Source organism: Microvirga sp. CF3016, from assembly GCF_036314085.1.
Lineage (GTDB): Bacteria > Pseudomonadota > Alphaproteobacteria > Rhizobiales > Beijerinckiaceae > Microvirga.
The window spans coordinates 245,052-271,668 of sequence record NZ_JAYGGM010000007.1; the positions used below are offsets into that span (position 1 = coordinate 245,052).

Consider the following 26,617-nt stretch of genomic DNA (forward strand, 5'->3'; position numbering starts at 1 on the left):
AGAATGTGCATCCTTGATAATAAATCCGAGCTCCAAGAAGAATTTGCCCTCCCATCAACTTAGTACTACCGCCCCAGTATAGTATGGGTCGAGGATCTTATCCTCTATACATGGTGGTCTCCCATCCTGGGAACGGTGCCGATCGTGTCGAAGCAATCGAATGCCTGGCAAGGCTCGGAACAGCTATGGTGACACCCGTCGGTCGGGGATGTGGTGTTCGGCAGGAGGATGTTGTCCGATGGTTCGAGCGGGCATCCTTCGCAAACGAGGAGTTCTCGAACCTGAATGACCAAAGAGGTTTCTCGGAGCAAACCATATGCCACTTCTTCACCCGTCAGTTCGCTCCAGGTTGCTATCGCGTGTCCGGTTGATCGCAGCGGTTCCAGCAATGATGCTGCTTGCCGCGTCTGAAGCTTGGGCGTCCTATGCCGTGGCGCCCGGCGACATCATCGAGTTATCTGTCGTCGGTTTGCCGGAACTCCGGCAAAGAGCAACGGTCAACATGGAGGGGCAGGTATCTCTTCCTCTGATCGGATTGATGAACGTCGCTGGTTTGTCGTTGAGCGACCTCCAAACTAAACTGAGAAACGACCTGACCAATAAGACGGTTCGCAGCAGGGCTAATGACGGGAGCGAACGGGCCGTCTACATCTATCCCGAGGAGATTACCGTCACGATTGCCGAGCACCGGCCCATCTATGTGAACGGAGATGTCTCCAGGCCAGGTGAGCTCCCCTACAGGGCCAGGATGACGGTTCGGCAGGCGATCGCACTTGCCGGAGGGCTGGATGTCATGCGCTATCGGTCCGGAATCGATCCAGCAATACAGGAAGTCGATTTGCAGACGGAAGGTCGTCTTCTACAGGCAGAGTATCTTCGCCAGCAGGCGGTCGTCTCCCGAATCTCGGGAGAACTGAACGGAACGCCGAGCAAGGGGGCAGCCGACGCAAGTTCCGGAAGGCAGGACCTGACGAAAGCGCAGCGGGCTCAGATGGAGCAGCTTGATATCGCGCTGGACGACTACAAGAAGGAAGTTGCCTCTCTTGGACGATCCATCGAGCAGACACAGTCGCAGATCGCAACCCTTGGACGATTGCGTGAAGAATTGCTGCAAAGCTATCAGCAGCAGGCTACCGAAGTTGCGCGATTGAAATCGAATTTGGAGAAAGGTCTGACCTCCATCGCTCGGATATCCGAGGAGCAGAGGGCGCTAACCTTCGTGTCGGAGAGACTGCTCCAAACGGAGGCGAACCTCACCATCGCAAAAAGAGGCGAAGAGGAGCAGAAACGACAACTGCAGAGAGCTGGCGACCAGCGTCGTTTGAGGCTGGTACGGGAGAGGGAGGAGGCTGAGAACAGGCTTGCAGAAATACGGACCAGGATCCAGGCCGCAGGGGACAAGCTCCTGCACGTCGGAACGATGAAATCTCGTATCCAGGAGAATTCGACTGACAAACCTCGCCTCAAAGTCTTCAGGAAGGATGGGAACGTTTGGGAAGGCTCTGATGCCGAATTCGACACAGAGCTGATGCCTGGGGATGTCGTAGAGATCATGCTTCCGCGCGACATCTTCAGAGCAACGGACTGATCCATCCTAGGCAGGGGCGGCGTCGATCGCTGATATTACGACAATCGTCGAAATCGAGAGGAGTTTTCCTTGCTGACTGGCTTTGGACGAAGCAGCCTGCGTGTATGTGGATGGTTTTGCATCTTTTTGCTGGCTTACCTATCGTTGATCCCTGGCGATCTTCAAGTTCGAACGGGAGCACCTACTCAGCTCGAGCATTTTATTGCCTACTTCGGAACTACTATGTTCTTCATGCTTGGATATCCAAGAAAGAGAGTTCTCGTTTCCGTCTCGCTCATGGCCTATGCGTGCATCCTTGAATTGTGCCAGATTATCTCACCCGGGAGATTTGCAAGTGTTGTCGATGCAACTGCAAGTATCTTGGGAGTGGGCGCTGCGGTCGCTCTGTCGATTCTGATCACGATTTCACTTCTGGTCTCCGGTCCGAGCTTCCCCGGCGAGAGACAGGATCTAACAAAGCGTCCGTTGGAGGAACTGGGTGACCGCTCGCAGTGGCTGAATTGAGAGCAGATACGTCATAACAGGTACCTATGCTGACGGTCGAGAATCTGCTTGCGCAATTTCAGGTAAGTCTCTCCGCCGGCACGCTTGAGGATCTTTTTCAGTTCCCACGTGACGGCTTCCCGCAACATCGTAAACCGGCGCCCAGATACTATCGCGGCCACTTTGGAGGCCGGCGTTCGTCGATTGACTGAAAATCGGCCGTACACACGCAGGCCGTTCACCATCGTCACACGAGTGGTGGGCTCGGAGGTGAAAAGGTCCGTCAGTCCCGACGCAGCAGCCGCAATCGCAATATTTTGGGAATAGTACCCGCCTGGAACCGAACCTGCTGTTACCTGTGTGCTTAAAATTTCAGACAAAATCGTTCTGCTTCTCTGCCATTCATCCAAGAGGGTCTGCTGCGAGCATGTGGACATACGGCGCGGATGGCTGCAGGAGTGGGTGCCGATGATATGCCCTCGATGAGCAAGGTCGCGAATCTGCGACGACGTCATGAATCCGGTGCGGCCAATATAGTCGGTTGTGACGAAGAAATGACCCCGCCAGCCATTTCTCTCGAGGGCATCGGCGATGATGTTTGCTGCGCTCACCCCACCGTCATCGAATGTGATGAGCAAGGCCTTGGAATCGTCTGCTTGGGCGTGCCCGAGTTCTGGAAGAAGTATTGGGGACGCTGAGCCGGCCGCGATCGCATTGAGATGTCGCACAAATTCATGAGTCGAAAGTTTGTACAATGCCGGGCCGCCACCTGGAAAGCCGCTAGAATCAGGATGATCCTCGATCACGTCGTGATACGTCAGCACGCGCGGCATGACGGTTGTCTCCTCCCACTCTGTCATCGTTTCCGCATGCATCCCGAACAATCCTTTGCGATCCCACCCGACACCTTGGTAAGACAGGGTTCCGTCTCCTCCGGATGAGGACCTAGCCTTGCCTGAGGACGATCCATTCTCCCCGATCGTGCCAGCGATTCCAAAACTTCACCAACCCGACCAGGAAGCCGAAGCCATAGGAGAGGTGGAGGACCGAGAACGCAAGCGAAAGACGTGGTAAGAGATGCCAGCCCGCCTGTCGGGCTGTTAGGACGGATGCACATAGGTTCGCCAGGCCATAGCTGCCAAGAATCAGACCGATTCCCCAGACCGCAACGCTGGAGAACGGGAGCAAAAGGGTGCAAAACAATATAGATGCCGCAAGGAGCGGCGGTGCAAATTGCCTGGGTCGCATCTGCGACGGATGCTTCTGCATCACCCGGACCTTCCAGTAACCGTACTGGTAATATTGCCTCCAGAGCGAGCGGGGCGTGCTACGATTGTAGTACTTTGACCGTATGCTTGGGCTCAACAGGATCCTGCCACCTTGCTCGAGAAGTCGATAATTAAATTCGTCATCCTGGTTTCGGACCTGCTCTTCATCGAAGAGGCCAATGCGTTCAAAAACCTGTCGAGGCCAAGCGCCCATCGAAACGGTGTCGCTCCATTCTTCATGGTCAGAGTAGTGAAAGCGCCCGTGACCCACTCCGAAACTCGTACTGGTGGCCCAAGATACTGCCTCGCCGAATGGTCCTTCACTGACAGTCTCCATTCGTCCTCCGACATGGTCCGCCCCCGAACGTTCAAGCACCTCCACGCATTGCTGGACATGGTCCGGATCCAGAAAGGTGTGGCCGTCGACGCGAATGATTACATCGCCGCGGGCCTGCTGGAGGGCGGCATTAAGGCCGCTCGACGCGATACGGCCATGATTGTCGACAATTCGGACCGAAACTGCCGGATATAGCGCCGCGACGCGAGAGATGATCTCTCGTGTGTCATCAGTCGACATTCCGTCGGCGATCAGAACTTCCATTCGATTATGAGGATAATCCTGGGAAAGCACTGCTTCAAGGCTTGCCGCGATGAAGCGCGACTCGTTCCGGACCGGCATCAAGACGCTGACATAAGGTCGATCTAACGATGATCGCTTTTCGTCCGGATAGTGACCGACAAGGTATCCATCTACATAGTTCATCGGTTGTTCTCATTTCTGAAGCGCGTCACATGCTGCTGCGTAAGTTATAGGCAGATGCTATTCGAATCTGAGTCGGCACAGTGATGAGTGATGGAACAAGGTGCGCCAAAGCTTCTACTTCGCTCGGATGATGTGCCATCCGATTGTAAGCTCAATCGGGCCTCATTGTCTTTGACCCTATTGGATTGCTCCAAAGTATGAGTGAGATCGTGTGTGCTGAGCTGTGCCGCTGTCGAGCAATCAAATTCCTGAGCGTCTGCACAGATTGATGCTGGATTATCCGACGCGGTCGCGACTGTTGCACAATGCAAGGCAAAGGACGATTTGCGCTAGCGTTGCGCAGGCGCCTGCGATGGAGAACAAGGCAATCGCGGCGACATCACTCTTGAGATACAGAGCGCCAAATCCCAGTGCCGCTGCTCGAATCAATGTTGTACCCACCTCATAGGCGAGAAGCTGGCCTTGAAGTCCCATCAAGGGGACGGCGCTCAGCGTTGGGACGGCGATAAAAGCGAAATATGAGGACAGCGTCAGCCAACGCGCATACTCTCCGGCGATCTCCCAATCCGCACCGAAGACAACTCCAAACAACGAGGGTCCTGCAAAGCCAACCAACCCGAAGGGAAGCAATCCTATAGCGGCAAGGGCCATGCTGCCTCTTAGCAAAATGGGACGGAGATCCTGACGTTGATGACTCGCTTTGGCAATCCGAGCCAGGAAAACAGGTCCCGCAGCCTCTGCTATGACCGTATTCGGAAGGTGAATGACGCGCGTGGAAAGAAGGTAGAAGCCGACGGCCGCCGGGCCGAGCAGAGACGCGAACATTAGGGATGGAATCGTGTAAGCCAGGTCTCGGAGCCATTTTTGAGGCGCGCGGAAGAGGGGAAAGTCCCGGTACCGGTAGGCCATCGATCGTAATGTAGCAGAGGCCGTTGTCCCTTCTGTCAGGCAGTCGGCAATTTCTGTCCGCATTATAGAGGGGCGCGCCCTTTGCCATAGTAGGACAGTCTGCAGAAACTTCGACAGAATGCCCAGAACCAAGAGTACTGGCGCTGTAGCTGAGACAAGTCCGATTGATACCTTGGATATATTGTTTGCCAACGCTTCTACGATATTGATGCGCGAAATTTCATTGAATTTGCCTTCCCTGTAGAGCCAGTGATGAAGCGGCTGACAAAGGCCGGAAAGCAAGATCATAAGAGGAGCGAGCAAGAGCAGGTCAGGCGAGGCATCAAACCCGATGGTGGCCGCTATCTCACTTCGAAAGATAACGAATGCAGGAACAGATATGAATGATATCGCGAGGCAAACGATTGCAGATAGCTTGAGGAGAGACCGGGCTTCCGTTTCAGACCGAGGCAGAACGATTGCGGCTCCGTACATAAGATCTGCAATGGAGCCGACGACGAGCACGGCCGCCGTGAAGACACCCACTGCGCCGAACGCTTCTGGTCCATAAAGACGTGTGACCAGAGGGGAGAACGCGATGGTTAGGAATTGAGCTGTAGCAGCTCCTCCCACTGCCACGCTTGCGCTGCGAACAAATGGATGCCGTCTTAGCTCGTGAAAGCGTTTGAACACGCGGAGAAACATACCTCGTGACGTTCGGCTTACGTTACTTGAGCCATATGGATCGCTTTCCTGGGCAGATTGCGCCGGATGAGAAAAGTCTGCACTAGGAGAGCTGCTGGGCCACATGTAGATCGCTCAATTCGTTTATTGTTTGGTGCGGGCTCGTGGACTTAGGTTCAGGGAACCCGTGATCTTGACGCCTCCATAATGCAGTATCCGCCACCGTCACTTGATAGATCCGCCGCTTCCATCATCAGTAACGAGCCTGCCTTGAAGAATGGCTCGCAGAATAGCGTGCCATGTTGAAACCAAGCGATGGTTACGTACTGAAGCCCGCATCACGACGAACCAATCCACGATCTATGCGATCGCGCCACCAGCCTATTGTTCGCTCTAGGCCTTCATACAGGCGAACGCGCGAGCGCCATCCAGTCTCTTGAGAAAGACGGGTGCTATCGGCAAGCAGAGCGCGTACCTCAGAGTTTGCGGGCCGGAGCCGTTGAGGATCTTGAACGACGGGCTTACTGCAGTTTGTCGCTTCCACAATTATATTGATGAGATCGGAAACAGTAACAGCCATTCCGCTTCCGGCATTGTATGCTTTGCCGAATTCGATCTTCGAAGATGATCCTAAAGCCAGAAACGCGGCAACGGTGTCGTCGACGAAAGATAAGTCGCGAACGGGGGACGTATCGCCAACCCGTATTTCCAGACAACTCCGGTCTAGGGCTTGACGGATGATGGTTGGGATTATGGCGCGCTCGCTTTGTCGAGGCCCGAATGTATTAAACGGCCGAAGAATGGCAACGGGTAGATCAAAGGAACGAGCAAAAGCCTCCGACATCATGTCAGCGCCGATCTTTGATGCCGAATAGGGAGACTGGCCCTGCAGAGGGTGAGTCTCGTTGATGGGCATTGTGACGGCCGTACCATATACCTCGCTGGTGGATGTGTGTACGACTCGCTTGATGCCAAACTCCCGCGCCGCCTCCAGGACATTGAGAGTTCCAATGATATTGGTTTCGACGTATGAGTGAGGCGTCGCATAGGATTGGGGAATGGCTATCAGAGCTCCAAGATGGAAGACCACTTCCTGATCGCGGACAATGCGGCGCACGAAAGCTGAGTCGCGCAGATCGCCACGTACCAATTTCGCACGCGATCGTGCTTCATCTGGGATGTCATCCAGCCACCCGTAGCTGTCGTACGAGTTGTAGAGGCTTAATGCCGTCACTTGGGCTGATTGGGATAGTAGAGCTTCTGTCAGGTGTGAACCGATGAAGCCGTCAGCGCCGGTGATAAGTACCTTTGTGCCTTCGTATCTCACGCTTCCGTACCCCGTGTCGTGGCTGGGCCTTGAATTGGCATGGGAATCGTCGGTCTAGACATCAGGACGTGTGGAGTTTCGTCAGTTGCGTTGAATATCTTCGCCTTCGGCAACCGTGGGCCAATCCTAAGAACCGCGAGAACCCCGTATGCTAGCCATAGAATATCCTGGATGAGACTTCGCTGAGAGTAATACTGAAGGTCGATGGAGGCTTTGGCTGGGAAAATTTCGACCCGATAGAACTCGCTTGGATCAGAGTCCCGAGGGTAGAGAGAACATTCGTTTCGAAAGGCCACTTGGCTTGGGCCAAGGATGCCAGGCTTATGGTTGAGTACTTCCGTGAAGGTTCCTGTGAAGCAGTCTGCGAAGGCCAATGACTCCGGGCGAGGACCAATGACGGACATGTCACCCCGAAGAGTATTCCAAAGTTGTGGCAATTCATCAAATTTCGATGATGCCAAGAAGCGTCCAACATTAGTCAATCTCGGGTCTTGCTGTAATGTGAGTGGAGGTCCGCTGGTGCCGCAGTCTTTGTGAAATTTGCGAAACTTATACATATGGAACGGCTTCCCATATCTTCCAAGGCGCGCCTGCTTGAAGAAGATTGGCCGTCCACCTTCAAGCCAGATCGCTACCGCAATGAGAAGCAGGGCAGGGGATAGAACAATGAGACATATGCTGGAGAACACGATGTCGAAAATTCGCCGGGATGCTTCGGACATAAACCGTTGAAAGTCTGATGTGAGGCTGATTGCTCGCGGGTTAAACATTTTATTTAGCCTCACTGGCAACGAATTGATGTCGCAAGCGCGTCTGTGATTCGTTCCAGATGCACGAGGTCGAGACGCGGAAAGAGCGGAATGGTTAGCTCTCGTTTGCCATAGTCCTCTGTCGTTGGAAGTTCGGCTGATGGCAGTTGTCCGCGATAGAAGGAAAAGAGATGCGCAGGAGGGTAATGGATCGTTGTTTGTATGCCTGAGTCTCGCATCATCTTGATCACGCGCGATCTGTCGACGCCCTCCGGCAGAACAACTGGCATGATATGGAAGGAAGATACATAATTATCGTTGAAAGGAACAACAACCTCCGGAACATGTTGTTCGAGCAGTGATCGATATACCCGTGTAAGATCTTCTCTCTTGCGGTTCCATGCCTCAAGATGTCTGAGTTGGACAATTCCTATAGCGGCCCTCAACTCGTCCATACGGTAGTTGAAGCCGAGCATGATCATGTCATATCCAGGGCTCGATCCAGAATGGCGCTGAAATGTACCGCTTGTCAGGCCGTGACCCCGCATTTTTCGGAACTTGTCACGTAAACCCTGATCGGAGGCGATGATGGCGCCTCCCTCAGCAGTAGTCATGTTTTTATTGCCATAGAAGCTCAAAGCTGCAGCCACTCCATAGGTGCCGACATCCTTGAGACCCGTCGCGTGAGCAGCATCCTCGATGAGAAGAAGACCTCTCTTGTCTGCGAACTCCTTCCAAGCAGAGAGTTCGCCGAGGTAGCCAGCATAGTGGACGAGTATGACTGCTTTCGTATTCTTCGTGCACTTGCTCGCAGCGTCGTCGAGAGACATCAATGGGTTGCTGATGGACTCAATATCAACGAGCACTGGCGTGGCGCCGACATATAGAATGCAGTTGATGGTGGCTACGAATGTCAAGGAGGGTACAAGGACTTCGTCACCAGGTCCGATGCCCAGCGCATGGAGAATGAGGTGCAAGCCAGCGGTACAGGAGCTGACTGCGACGGTGTCCTCGACAGAATGTACTCTTGCAAGATCTTGTTCGAAGCGTTGCACTCGCTCGCCCATTGTTATCCAGCCGCTGTCTATCACTTCGCAGAGAGCAGCTTTCTCATCGTGACCAAGTACCGGATCCGCTACGGGGATGAAGGAGACGTCAGTCAGTGACGCCGGCAGGTCTGAATCGTGTTCGATCTTCGAGATAGGCGCGGCTGAAAGCATAATTCTCTCCGATTATCGATCCCGTTGCGTTCGAAGTTATGCTTCGGCTTCAAACCGCGATAGACGCAAGCGATGGGACTTGCTCATCCCAGTCGATTTCCTGGGCTTTGTGGAAATCTTCTACACGTCCGATGTCGAGCCATAGGCCTTGATGCTTGTAGATGTGGACAGGCACGCCCCTTTCCATCATGCAGAATACCAGGTCATCGAAACCGAAGGGCATGCCGGAAGGAATATAACGGAGGACATCCGGTTCCATGCAATAAGCACCCATACTGACACAATTAGTAAGCGTCGGCTTCTCACGGAATCGCGTAACTACACCATCGACATCATCAACAACGCCGAAATCCATTTTGGTCGTTCTGATCGTAGTGGCGATCGTTAAAGGGTGACCGTGACTGCGGTGGAATGAGCTGAACGCATTGAGGCTCAGGTCCGTCAGCACATCGCCGTTCAGGACGAGGAACGTGCAATCCAGCTGGTCACGCAGAAGTGTCAGTGGACCAATCGTCCCGAGTGGTTCTGTCTCTTGCGTATAGGTGATGTTCATCCCCCATTGCTTGCCGTCGCCACAGACGCTGCGGATAAGATGTCCTAGGTATCCTGTCGTGATATAAATGTCCTCGATCCCGTTTCGTCTGAGCCATTTGAGAAGGAGTTCGATGACCGGTTTCGCACCAATGGGCATCAATGGCTTGGGCAGAACAGATGTATACGGCCTCAGACGCGTTCCTCTTCCTCCCGACTGAATGACAGCCTTCATTCACGCCTCCTAATTAAAGCCCACGTTGTTGCTTTTGGCAGAATGAGCCGCTTCATGCGCTTGGGCGATCATCGCGAATCCAGATGGCGAGGATGAACCTCTGAAACCTTGAAGTTTCAGGAGCATATTTCAGTACAGTCTCAGTGCGCTTATTCTCTAAAAGCTTGCCAAACGATAGCATTGCAAGTTGAACGAGCAAAGCAGAGTGCCGGCCATATTATGAGTTAATCCTAGAGATGGTCTTGTTCTTACGTTGTATCCCGGGTCTGCATTTTTCAGATAATTAGACGGCCGCGGGATGAATGCGCGGAAAGTTGCAAAGTGGATGCTTGGTCGCCTGTTCAAGGAAAACAGACTGCAACTTTGAGAAAACAATCAGAATGCGCCCAAATCACGTTGCCTTACAAGGCTTAGATTTAGATCGCGATGCAACTATAAATCAATAATTCTAGTTATTCCGAAGCTCGCCGGTACTGGGAACATGACTTTCAACTGACGTCAAATATGATTAGTTGCGGAAATTACGTGAGATTTGATAAGCCGCGTGGTTCGACATTCTGCCTGCCTGGCGGAGTGTCCAATATAGAAAGAAGTACGTTGCATTTATCACTTCTGACGCGTGTCGGGTCGAGACTGACGTGTCGGTGAAAAGATGCCCCGCGGTTGAGGGGAATTGGTGTAGATCAGTCTCGATTTATCCTGGACGCATTATGTCGTGAGGAACGATCGTGTCAGTGCCAACACCTGTTTTCTCACGTTGCGTCCATAAAAGTAAAGGGCCTTAGCAGTATCTCTGGCTATGGCCGTGGCAGCTCCGCGGGAGAGGCGAAACTCCATAAACGGAACCTCTTCACCTCCATACTTTCTCTTATAGTCTCCACCATTCCCCCAAAAATGGGACTGTATACCACGCGTCTTCCAGTATTTCATCGCGTACCAGTGCAGAGCCTCGTTGGGGCGCAAGTGTTGCTGCTCTCGAAAGCTGGCGTTCCCCCAGAAGAAGGAAGTTTTGTTGAAGCCAGGGTAGATGCCTGTCGCGATGCATTGTCCATCTGGACTTCGTGCTCGCAGAAGCAAGAGATTACCTGTCGAGTGATAGTGTTTGATCAATGCCTCGACTCTGTCTCGCCGGTACGTCGGTCTCAGATTTTGCTTAGCAAAAACGTCGATCAATTGCTGGTAATACTCGTGTGCAAACCCCTCGGAATCTGCTTCTTCCACTGTGACGTTACTTTTGGATGCTTTCCGGATGCAGCGACGGCATGCGCTATCCATGCGAGAGAACAACTCGTCTTCAGACACGGTCAGGTCCGATCGAAATGTCTGGCCCATTCGCATCTGAAAGCCAAGCTTGGTCATATCGTGACTGGCTAGGGCCGGATCGGCGATCTCTAAGTGGTGACAGTTAAGGTCGCGGAAGGCAAATGGTATCAATGCTGAAACGGCTGCGGTCCGTGAGACTTCCGGAGAGAGATTGAAACCCATATAGGGCGTGGTCCAGCCTGGAAACGGACTGCCCAGGATGGTGAAGCCCATCCTTTTGATGAGGACACCTGTAAAGTAGCCAAGCGTATAGCCACCGTCTTCAAGTCTTGCAATGACGGGTTCCCCGCCTTGGGTCTCGCAGACGAAGTCGAGCCATTCCTTTCTTTGTGAGAAGGTTCGATCCTCGTAACTGTCGAGGCATTCCCAGGGAACGAGGTCGTAAGGAACTCTCGAGAATTTCATTGGATACCGTCGGAGATGAAGATGCTCCCATACCCTTTATAGGTGCATGTGCTCATCATTCGTGCAGTTCCCGTTTGGGTCTAGTTGCAGTCAGCTGCAACTACACCAAATTCCCGCGTCTACATCCAATGACCCTTGCCGCTGATGAGGCGGCATGAGCCTCAGACGCATCGGGGCTCGTCGAAATGTCAGGCTAGCGCCGAAACAGGAAGCTGCCCGTTGGCTGCCTTTGAACGCCCCTCAGATTGCAGGATCTATATCAACTCTCGGCGCATGAAGCTCGGCATCTCTGCCGGTCGAGCGTAAGGGCTCAGTGTGAACGATGTTGATAGACTGGCATCCGTCTGTAGGTCTTGGTCCAACGGAGGTACCTCAACAGGAAAATGGTTAGCTAGAATGAGCCGCCGTTCCCCCAGCTCTATGATGATAGTGTGTCGAAGGTTTGGGCGGCATAGGGGTTCGGCAAGTCGCGAACTGCTCATGATGCGCCTTGGGTCTAGGGACATCCTAAGGGAAGATCATGTGTGGCATCGTAGGGTTTCTTTTCTCACCTCAGGATTGCCCAAGCGAGCCGGGTCGACTCCTGGAGCGAATGGCCACAGCCTTAATTACAAGGGGACCGGATGATGATGGCCAGTGGATAGATATCTCGGGTGGAGTCGCGCTGGGCCATCGCCGCCTCAGCGTCATCGATTTGTCGCCAGCTGGCCACCAGCCGATGTTTTCCCATAGCGGGCGCTACGTGCTCGTCTTCAACGGCGAAATTTACAATCATAATGACATACGAAAAACCTTGGAAGAGACTTTGCCGGGAGGTCCAGTCCTTCATCAGTGCAGCGATGTTCTGATGCGGCAAGCATGCTGGAAGGGTGGATCCGATACGGAGACTCTGCTGGCCGCTATTGAAAAATGGGGCGTTCGCGGCGCTCTTGACCGATGTGTCGGAATGTTTGCATTCGCGCTATGGGATCGCCTGGATCGTACTCTGATACTGGCTCGTGACCGTCTCGGGGAGAAACCGCTATATTATGGGTACGTCAATGGAATGTTTGTCTTTGCGTCTGAGTTGAAAGCCTTACAGGCAATTCCCGATTTCGCGCCGACGATCAACCCGACTGCCCTGTGGCAGTATTTCTACCAAAGAGCAATCCCGGCTCCTTACTCGATCTATGAAGGAATCTTCAAGCTTGAGCCTGGTCAGTTGCTTACGTTGCAAATGAAAGGATCATTTTCTGCGAGTGATATCAAGACAGAGTATTATTGGTCCCTCCAAACAGCGCTAAATACCGAAGTCTTTCGAGGAACGCCCGATGATGCGGTGGAGGAGCTCAGACATCTCCTTGTTCAGGCAGTTCGTATGCAAATGGTTGCTGATGTTCCCGTGGGTGCCTTTCTATCCGGAGGTATCGACTCCAGCACCATTGTCGCTCTCATGCAGTCGGTATCAAGCCAAACGGTCCAAACCTATACAATTGGTTTCGAGGAGGCTGGCTTCAACGAAGCTCATCACGCCAAAGCTGTTGCCCAGTGCCTTGGTACGAACCATCGAGACATGACGATCACGTCGTCCGAAGCACTCGCAGTTGTCCCTCATCTCGCTGAGATATGGGATGAGCCTTTTGGCGATAGTTCTCAGATACCCACAGCAGCTCTTGCCCGGCTGACCCGGCGGGACGTTACAGTCGCGTTGAGTGGTGATGGAGGAGACGAGCTCTTTTGCGGCTATAAACGGCAGCGCACCGCAGCAGCCATCGAGCGCATCCCGGGAAAGCCTCTTCTCGGCGCGTTACTGTTCGCATTTAATTCGCCCTCCGCAATGATGCGCTTGCGAGCGCTTCCTGTCGGCCGATCGTCCAAGGCTGCCGCAAACCGTCTCGGGGCACTAGCGGAGATGTTTGCGCTGGGAAGTCCGACTCATCGTTACATGGCGTTCTCCTTCCGCCCGGACTATTGGAGTTCAATGTTAAAGGAAGCATCCGCATATGATATCGGAGCTTCGAACTTCCCGGTTTCTGGCGCGCGGGACATGCTCTCACTTGTGTCAGCGATGGACACCGTGACGTATCTTCCAACTGATATCCTCACGAAGGTAGATAGGGCTGCCATGGCGGTAAGCCTTGAGACCCGGCTACCCTTGCTCGACCACAGGGTCGTCGAGTTTGCCTTCTCTCTGCCGTCTTCGTACAAAGTTAGGCACGGTCAGACGAAATGGCCCCTGCGCAAGATTCTGAACTCCTACGTTCCGAGTTCGATCGTTGATCGTCCCAAGATGGGCTTCGGTGTGCCGATTGGCGAATGGCTGAGAGGGCCGTTGAAGACTTGGGCGGCTGATCTACTGTTCTCGGAGAGTCTTCAGGATGACATTCTCAACAAGGAGAACATCACGAGGATGTGGGATGACCACCAATCCGGAACATGGAACTACGCGGACCACCTGTGGCGTGTATTGATGTTTCGCGCATGGCAGGCACGCTATGGCAGCTAAGAAGATCAGTGCCCTGTTTTTCCTTCCGAGCCTGGCTGCGGGAGGAGCTGAGCGGGTCGTCTTGACTTTGCTGAGAAATCTGTCGCGGGACAGGTTCGATGTGTCATTAGCGGTCGTCAATCAGAAAGGAGCTGCTCTCACGGACGATCTTCCATCGGATATCAGGATATACGACCTGAAAGCTTCGCGTCTCCGGTTCGGACTCGTGGGTGCTTTACGGCTTCTGTGGGAGGTAAAGCCGGACCTGGTCTTCTCGACAATCGATTATATGAATGTTGCGCTTGGAAGTACCAAGCTGTTTTGGCCAAAACGGACCGCCTTTGTCGCACGTCCGGCGATTCTCTTCAGTGCCGAATTGCAAACTCGAAAACGTCCGTTCATTTGGCGACTGCTTAACAAGGTTTCGGTCTGCAGCGCCGACCTTCTCGTGTTTCAGTCCCATGCCATGGAAGAAGATTTCCGTAAGTCTCTCGACTGGAGAGATGAGCGAGCAGTCGTGATACACAATCCGCTGGACCTCAATCTCATTCGGAAACGGGCTAACCAGATTGTTGACACGGGATTTGATTCCCGCTGCTTCAATTTTGTGGCAGCCGGGCGCCTCGAGGATCAAAAAGGCTTTGATATTGCAATTGAAGCCGTGGGCCTTTCAAAGAACAAGAATGTCACTTTGACCATTCTTGGTGATGGCACCTTACGGCACTCCCTCAGACGCTTGATTGAAGAACGTAAGCTGCAGGATCGCGTGAGGTTGCTTGGGTATATCCAAAATCCGTATCCTTATTTTGCGCAGGCAGATGGATTTTTTCTGTCGTCACGCTTCGAAGGATTCCCAAATGTCGTCCTAGAAGCTCTGTCGTGCGGCACTCCTGTGGTTGCGACACCGGTGGCAGGCTTGAAATATATATTGAAGGATATTCAGGAATGCCGTCTCTCGCTGGATTACAGCGCGTCTGCTCTGGCCGAGGAAATCGATCAATTCACAAACGGGGGACGATGTCGGGTTGCATCGGAAGTCGTCGGAAGCTTCGACGTGCGCCATATCGTTACACAGTATGAAATGGCGCTAGAAAAGATCAGCTCTCAACGATCATCAAAATTCAGGATGTCTTCAAGCAGTCGGTTGCGAATGCTAGAAGCGCTACGAAGACGCCTTCTCAGAGTGAAAGCTTTTTTTCCATGATGAGAAGCTGAAATAGGGGAGGCGGAGGTGCTGGCCGGTACAGAGACAATCAGATCGCATTCCGTGCCGAGCTTACTACTCAATCCATTCGGATTGGGATTGTTGTGCTTTACTGGGCTGAATTTGAATGCTGTCGCCGCAATGTTCATGGGCGAGGCTGAGATGCTGTCTCCGCTCGTCCTCGCCTTGACTATAATTTTGACCCTCCAATACGCTAGATTGCGGCATCTGTCATTCATCTACCTGTTATTTGCAGCGACCATAGCGCTATATCTCATAATGGGCTCGATGCCGCGATTTGAAACAATTTCAATCGATCTATCTTACGTGCGGCTTTATTTCGCTACATTTTTGCTGGTCTCTGCGCTGTATTTCTGGATTGTCTCTCTTGATGAACCACAGGTATTGTCTGTTCTGATCATTTTCAAATATCTCACACTTATAGCATGTGTCGGCACAATATTCTCGAGCACCCTGCAGCAGTATCAGGCAGTGAATGCCGCCGATGCCATATACTCTGCACCTATGGAAGAAGCAGAACGTGCATCGGGCCTGTTCGAGAATCCGAACCAAGCTGCCACGGCTGCCTTATACTGCCTTGTTCTGATTGTGGTGCTTCCCGCAAGGAGCCTTGTTTGGAAGGTAGTGCAATCCGGCATCGCCATCCTGGCGCTGGTGATGACATTCTCAAAAGCGGCTATGCTTGGAGGATTGGTGTTGACGGCCGCGTTCGTGCTGACGAGACGATCGATGGGAAGCATCTTGCTGTTCTCCGTGGCGGTCGCCATGGGAGGAGGCGCACTATGGTTCGTCTACGAACACGATCTATTTAGGTTATCGTGGGATCAGCGCGAGAGATTGGCGGATGTGCTCAATCTGGCCGGAGGTGAGGTCAGTGCGCGGACGACGACGGGACGTACAGTTCTTATTGAGTTCGGATTCCACAAGATCAAGGATGTTTTTCCCTGGGGCGCCGGATTGGGCGAATTTCACGCCATGGAAGGCGGGCTTCGGAAAGTCCTGAATGGCCTCGAAACCAACAGATGGTTGGGCATCCACAACACTTTTCTGACGATCTTGGGAGAGAGCGGCCTTGTTTCCTTTATGGTTTTCCTGTGCTTCTTGGCGTGGCCTGTGATTGCCGGGAGGAATTCAAAGTATCGCGGGATCATCTTTGGATTTACGACGATTCTCATCATCCAGATGTCGTCCGCGCATGACGTTTTGCTGCTCCGGTTTTCTGATTCGATCATCGCAATCACACTCGCCATTGCCACATTGGCCGCCCGCGAGCGCACCTCATGAGCGTTCGCTTCTATGGGTCCATAGTCGGCTACTGCAGCGAAGAGCTTTGGGGGCGACCTAACAGTATCGCGAACTGATCCATTATCTCAAAGTGCTGCGCCTAAACTACGACGAGGCGAAAAATGAGTGATGCAGAGGTTGACCGAATACGCCAAGCCTATGAAAACTATAGGAAGCACGGGAAGTGGAATAGCCCGAATGCGGGTCGAGATTATATGATCTCGGAAGGCTATCGAGAACTGCGCAATATTCTCAACCAGGAACGCCGGCACTCACTCGCCGAAGCCAGGATCCTGGACATAGGATGTGGAAATGGAACTCTCCTGAGTCGATTTTCCGAGTTGGGAGCTCAAGCCGATAATCTATTCGGGATCGATCTTGTCGCTGATCGGATTGCTGCTGCACGTAACAAACATCCTGAATTTACATTCGAAGTGGCGAATGCGGAAGCGCTCAACTTTCCCAATGAATCCTTCAATCTCATCTCAGCCTTTACAGTCTTTTCCTCTGTTCTGGACGAATCAATGTCGGACAACATCGCCAGAACCATCACTCGACTGCTCAAGCCGGACGGCGCCATTATCTGGTATGATCTTCGTTATCCAAATCCTCAGAATCCTAATGTGAAAGCCATGACAAAGGCGCGCATTCGCCGGCTCTTTCCAGACTTCACTCTCAATCTCAGGTCAACGACCCTCCTTCCTCCAATAGCCGAGAGGCTCGGTCGTCATACGGAGCAGCTCTATCCATTGTTCAAAAAAGTGCCTGTCCTTCGATCGCACTATATCGGGACTCTCAGCAAAAGGTGAAGTCACCCACGGCTGCTGCTTGGGTAGAGCAGTCCCAATGCGGACTGGTCCCTGGGAGACCTGAGATGATGTTGGAGGCCGAGTAAGTCAGCTTCGACGCGGCATTGTCCTAACCACGATGTCGTAGAGCCAGCCATTCGCTGTCTCAATTTCACTCACGAAATCGACGCGACGACCTCCAGCATGACTTCGGTCGCACCGCCGCCGATCGAGAGAACGCGAGCGTCGCGCGCCATGCGCTCGATTGGGCTCTCGCGCATGAAGCCCATGGCGCCGTGGAATTGCACGCAAGTATACATGACTTCATTGACGAGCTCTCCGCAGAAGGCCTTTACCATCGAAACCTCGCGGATGCAGTCCTCATCCGCCGCCATGCGCCAGGCGGTGGCATACAGGAACTGGCGGCCTGCCTCCACTTTCGTGGCGAGCATGGCGAGGCGCTCGCGGATCGCCTGCATGTCCCACAGGACACCCCCAAAGGCTCTGCGGGTTCGCACCCAGGCAAGCGTCATGTCGATTGCCGCCTGAGCCGCTCCGATCGCCATGGCAGCGAGGACGAGGCGCTCGTTCTGAAAGTTGCGCATGATCGAGTAGAAGCCTTGGCCTTCCATGCCGAGGACATTCTCGGCCGGGATGCGGCAGCTGTCGAAGACAAGCTCTGCGGTATCGGAGGAACGCCAGCCATGCTTGTCGAGGGCCCGGGCGACGTTAAGACCCGGCGTTCCCTTCTCTACGAGGAACATGGTGATCCCGTGGCCTCCGGCCGATGGGTCAGTCTTGGCGGCGACGCAATAGAGATCTGCATAGACACCGTTCGTGATATAGAGCTTTTCGCCATCAAGAACGTAGGAATCGCCGTCTCGGCGGGCTCGTGTCCGGATAGCCTTTACATCGGAGCCGGCATCCGGTTCCGTGATGGCGACTGCCGTAATCACCTCGCCGCTGACGATGCCTGGCATCCAGCGTTCTCGTTGCGCTTTGGTTCCGTCATGGAAGACGTGCACGGAGGCCATATCGGTATGCACCAGCGTCGCGATGGCAACGCCGCCATAGGTCGAGCGCCCGAGTTCTTCGGCAAACACCGTTGACGCAACTGCATCCATTCCGGAGCCCCCGTATTCGACAGGGTAGCGAATGCCGAAGAAGCCGAGTTCGCCCATCCGACGCAGGACGGGTCGGGGGATGAATCCTTCCTCCTCCCAACGGTCCGCATGGGGCTTGATCTCCTTCTCCACGAACCGGCGCACCTGATCGCGCAGAAGCTCGTATTCTCCCGTCGCCCAAGGCAGTCCAGATCCCCGGGTTATTCCCCCAGCTCTGTCCATACACATCACCCGCTTTACTGACCGGTTCAGCATAATGCCGTCCGTCCCAAGTGGCTGAACGGCACCCTTCGAAGACCTCCCCGCGAGCTAAATCTCGATTTCCTCCCTAGGTCCCTCAGACGTCGAGGCGGTTCGTGTCTCGGCCATCCAGAGCATTCCGTCGATCACTTCTGCGAGTCCCGCCACTGTCGGACGTTCGAAGAGATTACGGAGCTGCATGTCGACGCCGAAGGCCTCCCGTATACGCGATACCGCTCGCATCACGAGGAGTGAATGGCCCCCCAGGCTGAAGAAGTTGTCGTTGCGACCGATCGACTCGATCTTCAGCAGATCGCACCACAGGGCAGCCAGAGTCTTCTCCGTTGCTGTCGACGGGGCGATGAACTCCTGCGTGGGCTGGATGTTCTCTGCCGTCGGCTCGGGAAGCGCGGCGCGGTCGATTTTGCCGTTAATCGTGAGCGGCATCCGTTCCAAGCGAATGAAGTGCGTCGGCAGCATTGATTCGGGCAACACTTCGGCGAGGTGCGTTCGCAGATCTGCGACGCTCACGCTTTTTTGAGAGACATAGTAGGCTACGAGGCGGGCAATGCCATCGTCGGTCGCAGCCGGTTCAATGTAGCCGATCTTGGCCATGATCTCTTTGATGCGGGTCACGTCGAGCTCATCGTTCAGCTCGTCGATGGCCTCGTCGCGCGTCTTCTGGCCAAGTCGAACGTCCCAGCTGTAGGGCAGGGCGTAATTATGGTATCCCCGCTGCTTCTTGTGTATGTAAATGCCGACATCGTTGATGAGGCAGTTCGTCGAGCGCCCAGTATCTGCAGGCCGACTCCATCCCGCCTGCGTCTTCAGGAATTCGAGCATATCCTCCAGCGGAACGCTCCAATATCGGTAAAAGTCGATGAACTTCACCTCCTCGAACACGGAGTCGCCGCGGAATACATCCACATCGAGATATCGCGACACCGCATCCTCGCGACGATGGTACTCCTTGCGCGCTTCCGTCACGAGGGAATCTAAGCGGGCCGGATCGTAGTCGTCCCGCTTGAAGACTTCTTCCGTCAGCCGAGTTTCGAAGAACTGGCCACGTGACAGGCCGGTCACGATGTAACCGATCCCTTTCTCGCGGGCGAAGTTCGTGGCCAGAGTGTAAATCGTCTTGAAGCAGCCGTTGCAGACATTCGCGAACCGCTTCAAGCTATCCACGAAGATCTCGTTCATATAAGGCGTGCTTCCCCAGTGGTGATCCACGCCGAGTCCGTTCACGAGTCGCCTGATGTTCGCCTTTGCCTCCTCGGAAATGAAGCCGTTGTCCAGAGTGAAGGTGAGCGGTTTCACGCCCATGGCAACGAGCTTGCACAACATGAAGCTGCTATCCTTGCCGCCGCTCAGCAGCACGATGCAGTCATAGGGTCCATTTCGGTTGGCCTTCATCTCGGCAATAAGGGCCTGGAGGTCGTCCGGTGTTTTGAAATAGGTTTGAGCCTTGTCGACATAGGTGTCGAAGGCCCGACATAGGCTGCAGACGCCGGCCTCGTCGTACGTCGTGCCAGGCAGGTCGGATGAGAGGCCGCACCGCTCGCAATAACGCAGTTGCGTCGCGGGCTTCGCGGCTATTGCGGTGATGGCGGCGACGGCGCACTCCTGAATGTCCGGGTGCTTCAGGAGGCGGGCTTCGATTTCGCCCAGTTCCACACGAGCACCGCCGACTTTCACCTGGTGATCGGCGCGGCCGAGAAAGTCGAGGAGGCCTTCTGAATTCCAGCGGGCGAGGTCGCCCGTCTTGTACAGCCGCAGCATCGAAGTGCCATTCCGAGGGTCGGTTGTTGTGACGAACCGTTCCTTCGTCAGGTCGGAGCGATTGAAATAGCCTTGCGCGAGGCCGTCTCCTGCGATGAACATCTCACCGATGTTCCCGGGCGGAACGGGCTGATGCAGATCGTTGAGGACGTAGATCCCGGCATTGGCAGCTGGAGTGCCGATCGGCACCGACGGGGACAGATCCCGGTCGATGTCGAACCGGTGGATCATGCAGCCCACTGTGGCTTCGGTGGGTCCGTACTCGTTGTAGATCTCGACCGGGTGGGAAATGGCCTTCGTTATGTCCCGGGCCAGTTCGGTCTTGAAGTCCTCGCCGCCCACAATGAACTTGCGTATCCGCGTGGCACGCAAATCGCGATCGCGGATCATCGCAAGATGGGCTGGTGTCAGCTTCACGATATCGACGGCGTTGTCGTCGATGACTTTGAGCACGACCATGCCCTGCGCGCCGGGATCGCCGCAATAGACAACGATACGGCCGCCCGTGACGAGAGGCGTGAAGAGCGTCGTAACGGTCAAGTCGAAAGCTAGCGAGGAAAACAAGGGCCAAGCGAGGCGTTCGCCGGGGCTGTAGACCTGGGAGGCCCACCAGATGTAGTTCACCAGGCTTCGGTGACTAATCATGACGCCCTTGGGCACGCCAGTCGAACCGGATGTGAAGATGATGTAGGCGGTGCCGTCCGAAGCGACTGCAGACGGAAGGTCCGCTTCGGAGTGGGACGAAATGGACCGGAAGTCGGCGTGGAGTACGAAGACCTCTGCGAGGTCGGGCGAAAAGGCAGATTGCAGGTGCGCCTGTGTGATCGCGACCGGGGCGACTCCGCCGGTTCCCTCAGCGATGTCCTTCAGGATCGTGGAAAGGCGCCCCTTCGGAGTCGCTGCATCTAGCGGCACGTAGGCGGCGCCAGATTTCAGAATTCCAAGGATAGCGACGACAACCTCGATGGAGTGTTCCATGAGTACGACGACGATCTGTCCAGGCCCGACACCGGTTGAGGTTAGGTGGGCGGCCATCTGGTTCGAGCGCTCGTTCAACTCCCGGAACGTCAGCTTTTCGTCGCCGAAGCGAATTGCTTCTGTGTCGGGGGCCCGCGCCACCTGTGCTCGAAAGAGATCGACGATAGTCCTGTCCGACGGATAGGGCGCGGCCGTGGCGTTGTACTCAACGACCAGCGTTCGACGATCATGGTCGCTTAGGAGGGGAGGAGTGACGCTCTGCAACATGGAAGGCAGGATCTGGTTCATGGGGTTTCCTCGACTCCGCGCTCCGACTGGCGGTACAGATCGGCAATGGCCGGCGCGTCCGGTTCCTGGAGCATAAGCGGGCCGTAACAGCTCTTCGGCCCGTAATAGACCTCAGTCCGGGGCGCTGCCTCGAGCCATCGGAGCGGCCTAGCTCCGGATCGCACCCAGGCCTTGTTCGGAAGGAAAATGCACACACGGCCCAAATATGGAGTGGGATTGTACCGCCGCACTGCCTTTGTGGCCGTGGCTGCAAGCCGGGCTCTGCGCACCAGTACGGGATCAGCCTTGACCGACTCGTCACGTGCACCAAGATAGGCGAGGAGCGGTCGCAGGCCATTGCTACGATTGCGAAGACGACCGCCGAGATACCCGAGACGATCGCCGACATAGCGAAGGCTTGCCTCTAAGGAAGGCTGCTCCGCCGCTTTCCGCATGTGGTGAACAACCGCGCCGGCTCGGCGTTTGGATTCGAAGAACAGCAGTCGGGAGGACGTCTGATACGTACTCGGGTGAACAGGACCGAAGAGGGCCAAGCACTGAACCTCCGCTCCGCGCTGACTGAGAAGCTTCGCCAACTCGAATGCCGTCGAGGCACCGGAGCAGTAGCCGGCGATAACGTACGGGCCGACCGGCTGATATTCCAGGATCTGTTCGGCGAAATATTCGGCGATGTCTTCGATGCGCTCCATAGGCTCAGTCCGCCCGTCAAGGCCGGGCGGCTCCAGTGCGAAGAATGGTTGCTCTTCGCCCAGGCGCTTCGAGAGATCGGAAAACGAGAAGACGGCTCCAGCGTGTCCGGGCACGGCGTAGATGGGCGTGCGTGTCCCCCGGGGCTGGAGCGGCACGATCGCCCGCTGTTGCTGGGTGGCTGCCGCAGCCATATTCAGAAACCCGATGATCTCGCTCTTCCGGTCGCGCAGTTGATCGCGGAACTCCGGCGTCAGAGCGCCCGCAGGTGCGCTGCACCGCAGTTGATTGCCCTCTAACCAGACTTTGATGTCTTTGCCTGCGAGATCAGACAGAAGGTCCGGTATTTTCATAGCAGCCGTATTCATAGGGACCCTCCAATCACTTATGAAAGACCACAGTCCCGATGTATCCCGGTTCCGGTGCGAATGGATGAATCGTCCAGTCGTTGTCATCCGAAGGAAACGAGCACCCTAAGCCGCACCCCAATGCTTTGGAGATGGCTTCCAACCGGGTCCACCGCTGAAGGAAACCTTCCAATCGCTTCTCCAGTCCGAGGGCGCAATAGGACTCGTACTCAGGTTTTGTAAAGCATAGCGACGCGATATCGTCGGCTTCGGCCAAGGGACGAACTGCTTCGATATCAATCCCGACTTCCCCCGCGCGTGAAAAAGCGATGACAGCCAAATCGTCAGACCGCGATACGCCGAAGTGCAGATCGCGGACAGACATTCGGGGCGAGAGTCGAGGCTTTCCTTGCGGACCGTACTTCAGCTCGATGTCGGACGGCGGGATCCCTAGCCTCGAAGCGAGGAGATGACGCAACCGGCTTCGGGTAACGACATAGCGGCGACGGTCACGTTCCCACACCAAACCTTCAGCACGCCGACGTTCGTCTTCGCTCAAACAAGTGTCGATGCCCTGCATGAGATCCGGCTCAGAATCGAGCCTGAAGGCCAGAATTTCCAAGCCGTCATTCTCAAGGACCGGGATGATCTCGGACCTCAGGTCAGCAGCCAGAGTCATATGTGGATCCCGATCGCTTGGGGCGCAAACATGCGCAAGTGCAGATCCCTCCAATGAACGGGATTGCCGTTCACACGGGGTGAATTCATGAAACATTCAACGTTGTGCGGAAGCAAGTGGCGTGCGGTGGATATTTGGGTGTATGGGAAGACTACGTCGGAAGTCGGGAAATAGACATAAAAGCATATACAGCATTGCTTGCTGAGTGTCTGATACCGCCAAATATCGGTGCAGTTCTGACTATCCAACTTTTGAATAGTTCAAATCAGCATGCCGATCATACCTCGCCAAAGTGATCGAGTCTTTCGCTCAACGTGGTAGGCCTGAGAAGTTAAACGTCGCATTCGCCAAGGGTACAAGGACACCACAGTGAATGGGCAAAGCCCTCACGGTTTGAGATGCAACTCAAGCTTGGAATACAGTTAGGCGACTGCATTGGGACAGCGGTTTGGCGAAAGTTTATCCGGCTTAACGGTCCTCACCTAACAGTCATCATGACGGCTACGAGCAGGCTGCTGGGGATCGTAAAGAATCGATAGGAGTCTAGGAGCGGGCGATCTCCATTCTTCGGAGTACCTCGGGTGTTCAGTTGCAGAGCAGTTGAACATACTTCAATCTGTGTTGGTTGTACTCCTGCAACGTTGTGCTTTGCGGCTTAGGCCCAAAGCGCATGGCATAACTGTCGTTCTGGTAGGAGTGCAGGCGCGCTTCAGGCTGGGTCCGCGGTCGGTCCGGACACCGTCTCGCGCGCAGCCGATGCATTCGCCTCATATGTGCTCGTTGCGATCGCGACCGAACCGGACTGCGTCAAGGTCTCGGACTTTAACTTCTGGAGTTAGACCACTATCCGGTGCGATGGCTGCATCGCCCGCGAAAAGCTTGGTTCTATGGAATCAAGAGCCGCATCGTCCTGATCTCGAAAATCGATAATGAGAAACACTTGACTCCATAGGATATTCGGCTGCTTGGCTCGAACTCCACGAAACGCACAGTGCCAGTGGCCGACGGTTGCGCTCCAATAGGCGCTCGTGTGCTGCTCGAATAGGCTTCCACAGCCGCCGAGGGCTCCGATGATTATGCCGGAGTAGAGACGGTGGACTCCATCATGGTTGGTTTCGCCGAATGCGAACCTGTTTCTCGCCAGAGTCAGCCTCGTTCAAGCGAGTCTCAATCCAAAAAGCTTCTTTCTTGAGAAGGGGGACGATTTCAAGTTGGCGCTCGGGAGTCAAACGACTTTCGGTTGCTGCAATGGATAGGGCGCCGACCGGCTTGCCGTCCGAGCCTCGGATCGGGACGCCGATGGCCCAGGAATCCGAAAGAAGCATGCCGGGGTTTAGAGCATAGCCCCTCGCTCGAGTGTCCTGAACGAGACTGCGCAGGACCGAGGGAGAGAAGGGCGGATACTTTTCTGCCAATACGTCGGCATTGGCAGCCAGCGCTTCCTCCACTGCCTCGTCAGGCAAAGCGGCGAGCAAAGCCAAGCCTCCTGCTCCCACGCCAAGCGGGTGACGGTCTCCCGCATGAAGGGCATGAACCCGGATTGGAAACGGACCTTCTTCCCGATGCACGCAGATGGAGTAGACGTCCCGCGGCACCGAAAGAAATGCAGTGTCACCGGTCTGCTGGCTTAACTTCACGAGTGACCGAAGCGAGATCGAGTGGATGCCAAAACGAGTGCTCGCCAGGGCTCCGAGAACGTGGATCTCCGGGCCCAGATAGTAGCGCCTCGTCTCGAGATCCTGGTCCAGCAGCCCTGCCCGCACGAGGGCGAGAAGCATCCGCCGGACGGTCGGCTTCGGAAGATTGCATTGCTCGACCAAATCGGACAGGCGGGCACCTGAAGATGCGGCTCGCCCGACGAGCAGGAGCAGGGTTGCAGCCCTGTCGATCGCCTGTGCTCCGTTAGCGGCTGCACTTCTGATACCTTGGATAGCAATCTTGCCTGACAGGGTCTTGTGCTGTTCCAGCATATGGACCTTTGATGACACTGGATTGTGGTTTTCTCTTGATGAGCAGTTTTTCGTTGACAATGTAGGGTATCAGAGTGCCTCCTTTAGGGCCAATGAAAACGCCCGATACGTGGCGCGTCAGAAAGAAGTATGGTCCGACATATGGACCAAGGTTTGAGGAAGCCTGGAGATCCCATGGGACTCCAACCAGGAGGGTTACATGATCTTGTCTCGCCGTCGGTTGCTCACTGCAGGCTCGACCGCTTTCGCCGGGGCCCTTGTCGGGGCGCCGTTCATCGCGCGGGCGCAGCAGGCCGAGTTTACCTACAAATATGCAAACAACCTGCCTGACTCCCATCCGATGAATGCACGGGCGCGAGAGATGGCTGCGGCGATCAAGGTGGAGACGAATGGCCGCTTCGATCTTCAGATCTTCCCGAGCAGCCAGCTGGGATCCGACACTGACACCCTTAGCCAAGTGCGCTCGGGCGGCGTGGAATTCTTCACGCTTTCAGGACTGATCCTGTCGACCCTCGTCCCGGCGGCATCCATCAATGGAATCGGTTTCGCCTTCCCGGACTATGCGACGGTCTGGAAGGCGATGGATGGTGACCTTGGAGCTTATGTCCGTCAGCAGATTGCCAAAGCGAACCTAGTGGTCATGGACAAAATCTGGGACAATGGTTTCCGGCAGACGACGTCCTCCACGAAGCCGATCAATACGCCTGACGACTTGAAAGGCTTCAAGATCCGGGTGCCGGTCTCTCCGCTATGGACGTCGATGTACAAGGCGTTCGAGTCGGCGCCAACATCGATCAACTTCAACGAGGTCTATACGGCTCTTCAGACCAAGGTCGTTGACGGTCAGGAAAATCCGCTCGCCATCGTCTCAACGGCGAAGCTCAACGAAGTGCAGAAGTACTGCTCTTTGACGAACCATATGTGGGACGGGTTCTGGTTTCTGGCAAACCGGCGCGCATGGGAGCGGCTGCCTGAGGATGTGCGTACTATTGTGGCCAAGCACATCAACGCTGCGGGCGTAAAAGAGCGTGAGGATGTAGCCAAGCTGAACGGAACCCTTCAGCAGGAACTCGCCGCAAAGGGTATGATCTTCAACCAGCCTGATCCGGGGCCCTTCCGCGACAAGTTGCGCAAGGCCGGCTTCTACTCGGAATGGAAGGGCAAATACGGCGACGAGGCATGGGCTCTGCTTGAGCGGGCAGTCGGCTCCTTGGCCTGATCGGACCTTGGATGCCGGGTCTCACCGCGCGTAGCGCAGAGACCCGGTGCTCCCGTGACGGACAGCCAGCTCGGTTGGGCG

The 26,617-nt window shown here is 55.0% G+C and carries 20 protein-coding genes; 7 read left to right on the forward strand and 13 right to left on the reverse strand.

Annotated elements, in window-relative coordinates; all coding sequences use genetic code 11:
- Nucleotides 1-388 precede the first annotated feature (388 nt).
- Both VB672_RS12895 and VB672_RS12900 read left to right on the forward strand, forming a co-directional pair.
- Nucleotides 389-1,588 (forward strand): polysaccharide biosynthesis/export family protein, encoded by a 1,200-nt coding sequence (locus VB672_RS12895; protein WP_329784589.1) that lies wholly within the window; start codon nt 389-391, stop codon nt 1,586-1,588.
- Nucleotides 1,589-1,657: 69 nt separating this feature from the next.
- Nucleotides 1,658-2,092: a hypothetical protein gene (locus VB672_RS12900; RefSeq protein ID WP_329784590.1), complete on the forward strand. Its 435-nt coding sequence runs from the start codon at nt 1,658-1,660 to the stop codon at nt 2,090-2,092.
- A gap of 11 nt (nt 2,093-2,103) precedes the next feature.
- Here the strand turns inward: VB672_RS12900 and VB672_RS12905 are convergent, their stop codons facing one another.
- From VB672_RS12905 to VB672_RS12940, 8 genes are all read right to left on the reverse strand, one after another.
- On the reverse strand, nt 2,104-2,904 hold the full coding sequence (locus VB672_RS12905) for a polysaccharide deacetylase family protein (RefSeq protein WP_329784591.1): 801 nt from the start codon (nt 2,902-2,904) through the stop codon (nt 2,104-2,106).
- A gap of 112 nt (nt 2,905-3,016) precedes the next feature.
- On the reverse strand, nt 3,017-4,102 hold the full coding sequence (locus VB672_RS12910; protein WP_329784592.1) for a glycosyltransferase family 2 protein: 1,086 nt from the start codon (nt 4,100-4,102) through the stop codon (nt 3,017-3,019).
- A gap of 276 nt (nt 4,103-4,378) precedes the next feature.
- On the reverse strand, nt 4,379-5,695 hold the full coding sequence (locus VB672_RS12915; protein WP_329784593.1) for a lipopolysaccharide biosynthesis protein: 1,317 nt from the start codon (nt 5,693-5,695) through the stop codon (nt 4,379-4,381).
- Nucleotides 5,696-5,993: 298 nt separating this feature from the next.
- A complete protein-coding gene (locus VB672_RS12920; protein WP_329784594.1) occupies nt 5,994-7,001 on the reverse strand; it encodes an SDR family NAD(P)-dependent oxidoreductase in 1,008 nt (335 codons plus the stop codon).
- Nucleotides 6,998-7,771, reverse strand: a complete 774-nt coding sequence (locus tag VB672_RS12925) for a sugar transferase (protein WP_329784595.1) — start codon at nt 7,769-7,771, stop codon at nt 6,998-7,000. Before VB672_RS12925 ends, VB672_RS12920 begins: the two co-directional genes overlap by 4 nt.
- A gap of 11 nt (nt 7,772-7,782) precedes the next feature.
- A complete protein-coding gene (locus tag VB672_RS12930) occupies nt 7,783-8,970 on the reverse strand; it encodes a DegT/DnrJ/EryC1/StrS family aminotransferase (RefSeq protein WP_329784596.1) in 1,188 nt (395 codons plus the stop codon).
- Nucleotides 8,971-9,019: 49 nt separating this feature from the next.
- Nucleotides 9,020-9,736, reverse strand: a complete 717-nt coding sequence (locus VB672_RS12935; protein ID WP_329784597.1) for a nucleotidyltransferase family protein — start codon at nt 9,734-9,736, stop codon at nt 9,020-9,022.
- A 708-nt stretch (nt 9,737-10,444) separates the two neighbouring features.
- On the reverse strand, nt 10,445-11,464 hold the full coding sequence (locus VB672_RS12940; RefSeq protein WP_329784598.1) for a GNAT family protein: 1,020 nt from the start codon (nt 11,462-11,464) through the stop codon (nt 10,445-10,447).
- Nucleotides 11,465-11,984: 520 nt separating this feature from the next.
- Between VB672_RS12940 and asnB the strand changes: the two genes are divergently transcribed.
- The 4 genes from asnB (at nt 11,985) to VB672_RS12960 (ending at nt 17,246) form a co-directional block, all read left to right on the forward strand.
- Nucleotides 11,985-13,949, forward strand: a complete 1,965-nt coding sequence (asnB, locus tag VB672_RS12945; protein WP_329784599.1) for an asparagine synthase (glutamine-hydrolyzing) — start codon at nt 11,985-11,987, stop codon at nt 13,947-13,949.
- Nucleotides 13,939-15,132 carry a glycosyltransferase gene (locus VB672_RS12950; RefSeq protein WP_329784600.1) on the forward strand — a complete coding sequence of 398 codons (1,194 nt, stop codon included), beginning with the start codon at nt 13,939-13,941 and terminating at the stop codon, nt 15,130-15,132. The genes asnB and VB672_RS12950 overlap by 11 nt, the downstream gene beginning before the upstream one ends.
- A gap of 27 nt (nt 15,133-15,159) precedes the next feature.
- Nucleotides 15,160-16,437: an O-antigen ligase family protein gene (locus VB672_RS12955; RefSeq protein WP_329784601.1), complete on the forward strand. Its 1,278-nt coding sequence runs from the start codon at nt 15,160-15,162 to the stop codon at nt 16,435-16,437.
- A 122-nt stretch (nt 16,438-16,559) separates the two neighbouring features.
- Entirely contained in the window at nt 16,560-17,246 is a 687-nt protein-coding gene (locus VB672_RS12960) for a class I SAM-dependent methyltransferase (RefSeq protein ID WP_329784602.1), read from the forward strand.
- A 155-nt stretch (nt 17,247-17,401) separates the two neighbouring features.
- Here VB672_RS12960 and VB672_RS12965 read toward each other — a convergent pair whose 3' ends face one another.
- From VB672_RS12965 to VB672_RS12985, 5 genes are all read right to left on the reverse strand, one after another.
- Nucleotides 17,402-18,571, reverse strand: coding sequence for an acyl-CoA dehydrogenase family protein (locus tag VB672_RS12965; protein ID WP_329784603.1), 1,170 nt, complete (start codon nt 18,569-18,571; stop codon nt 17,402-17,404).
- Between the two features lie 87 nt (nt 18,572-18,658).
- Entirely contained in the window at nt 18,659-21,634 is a 2,976-nt protein-coding gene (locus tag VB672_RS12970) for an amino acid adenylation domain-containing protein (RefSeq protein ID WP_329784604.1), read from the reverse strand.
- Nucleotides 21,631-22,689 (reverse strand): thioesterase domain-containing protein, encoded by a 1,059-nt coding sequence (locus tag VB672_RS12975; protein ID WP_329784605.1) that lies wholly within the window; start codon nt 22,687-22,689, stop codon nt 21,631-21,633. Before VB672_RS12975 ends, VB672_RS12970 begins: the two co-directional genes overlap by 4 nt.
- Before the next feature lie 13 nt (nt 22,690-22,702).
- Complete coding sequence (locus tag VB672_RS12980) at nt 22,703-23,347, reverse strand: 4'-phosphopantetheinyl transferase family protein (protein ID WP_329784606.1); 645 nt, start codon at nt 23,345-23,347, stop codon at nt 22,703-22,705.
- A gap of 1,103 nt (nt 23,348-24,450) precedes the next feature.
- Complete coding sequence (locus VB672_RS12985) at nt 24,451-25,317, reverse strand: IclR family transcriptional regulator (RefSeq protein ID WP_329784607.1); 867 nt, start codon at nt 25,315-25,317, stop codon at nt 24,451-24,453.
- 199 nt (nt 25,318-25,516) lie between these two features.
- Here VB672_RS12985 and VB672_RS12990 point away from each other — a divergent pair, with 199 nt between their 5' ends.
- Nucleotides 25,517-26,536 (forward strand): TRAP transporter substrate-binding protein, encoded by a 1,020-nt coding sequence (locus VB672_RS12990; RefSeq protein WP_329784608.1) that lies wholly within the window; start codon nt 25,517-25,519, stop codon nt 26,534-26,536.
- Nucleotides 26,537-26,617: the final 81 nt, after the last annotated feature.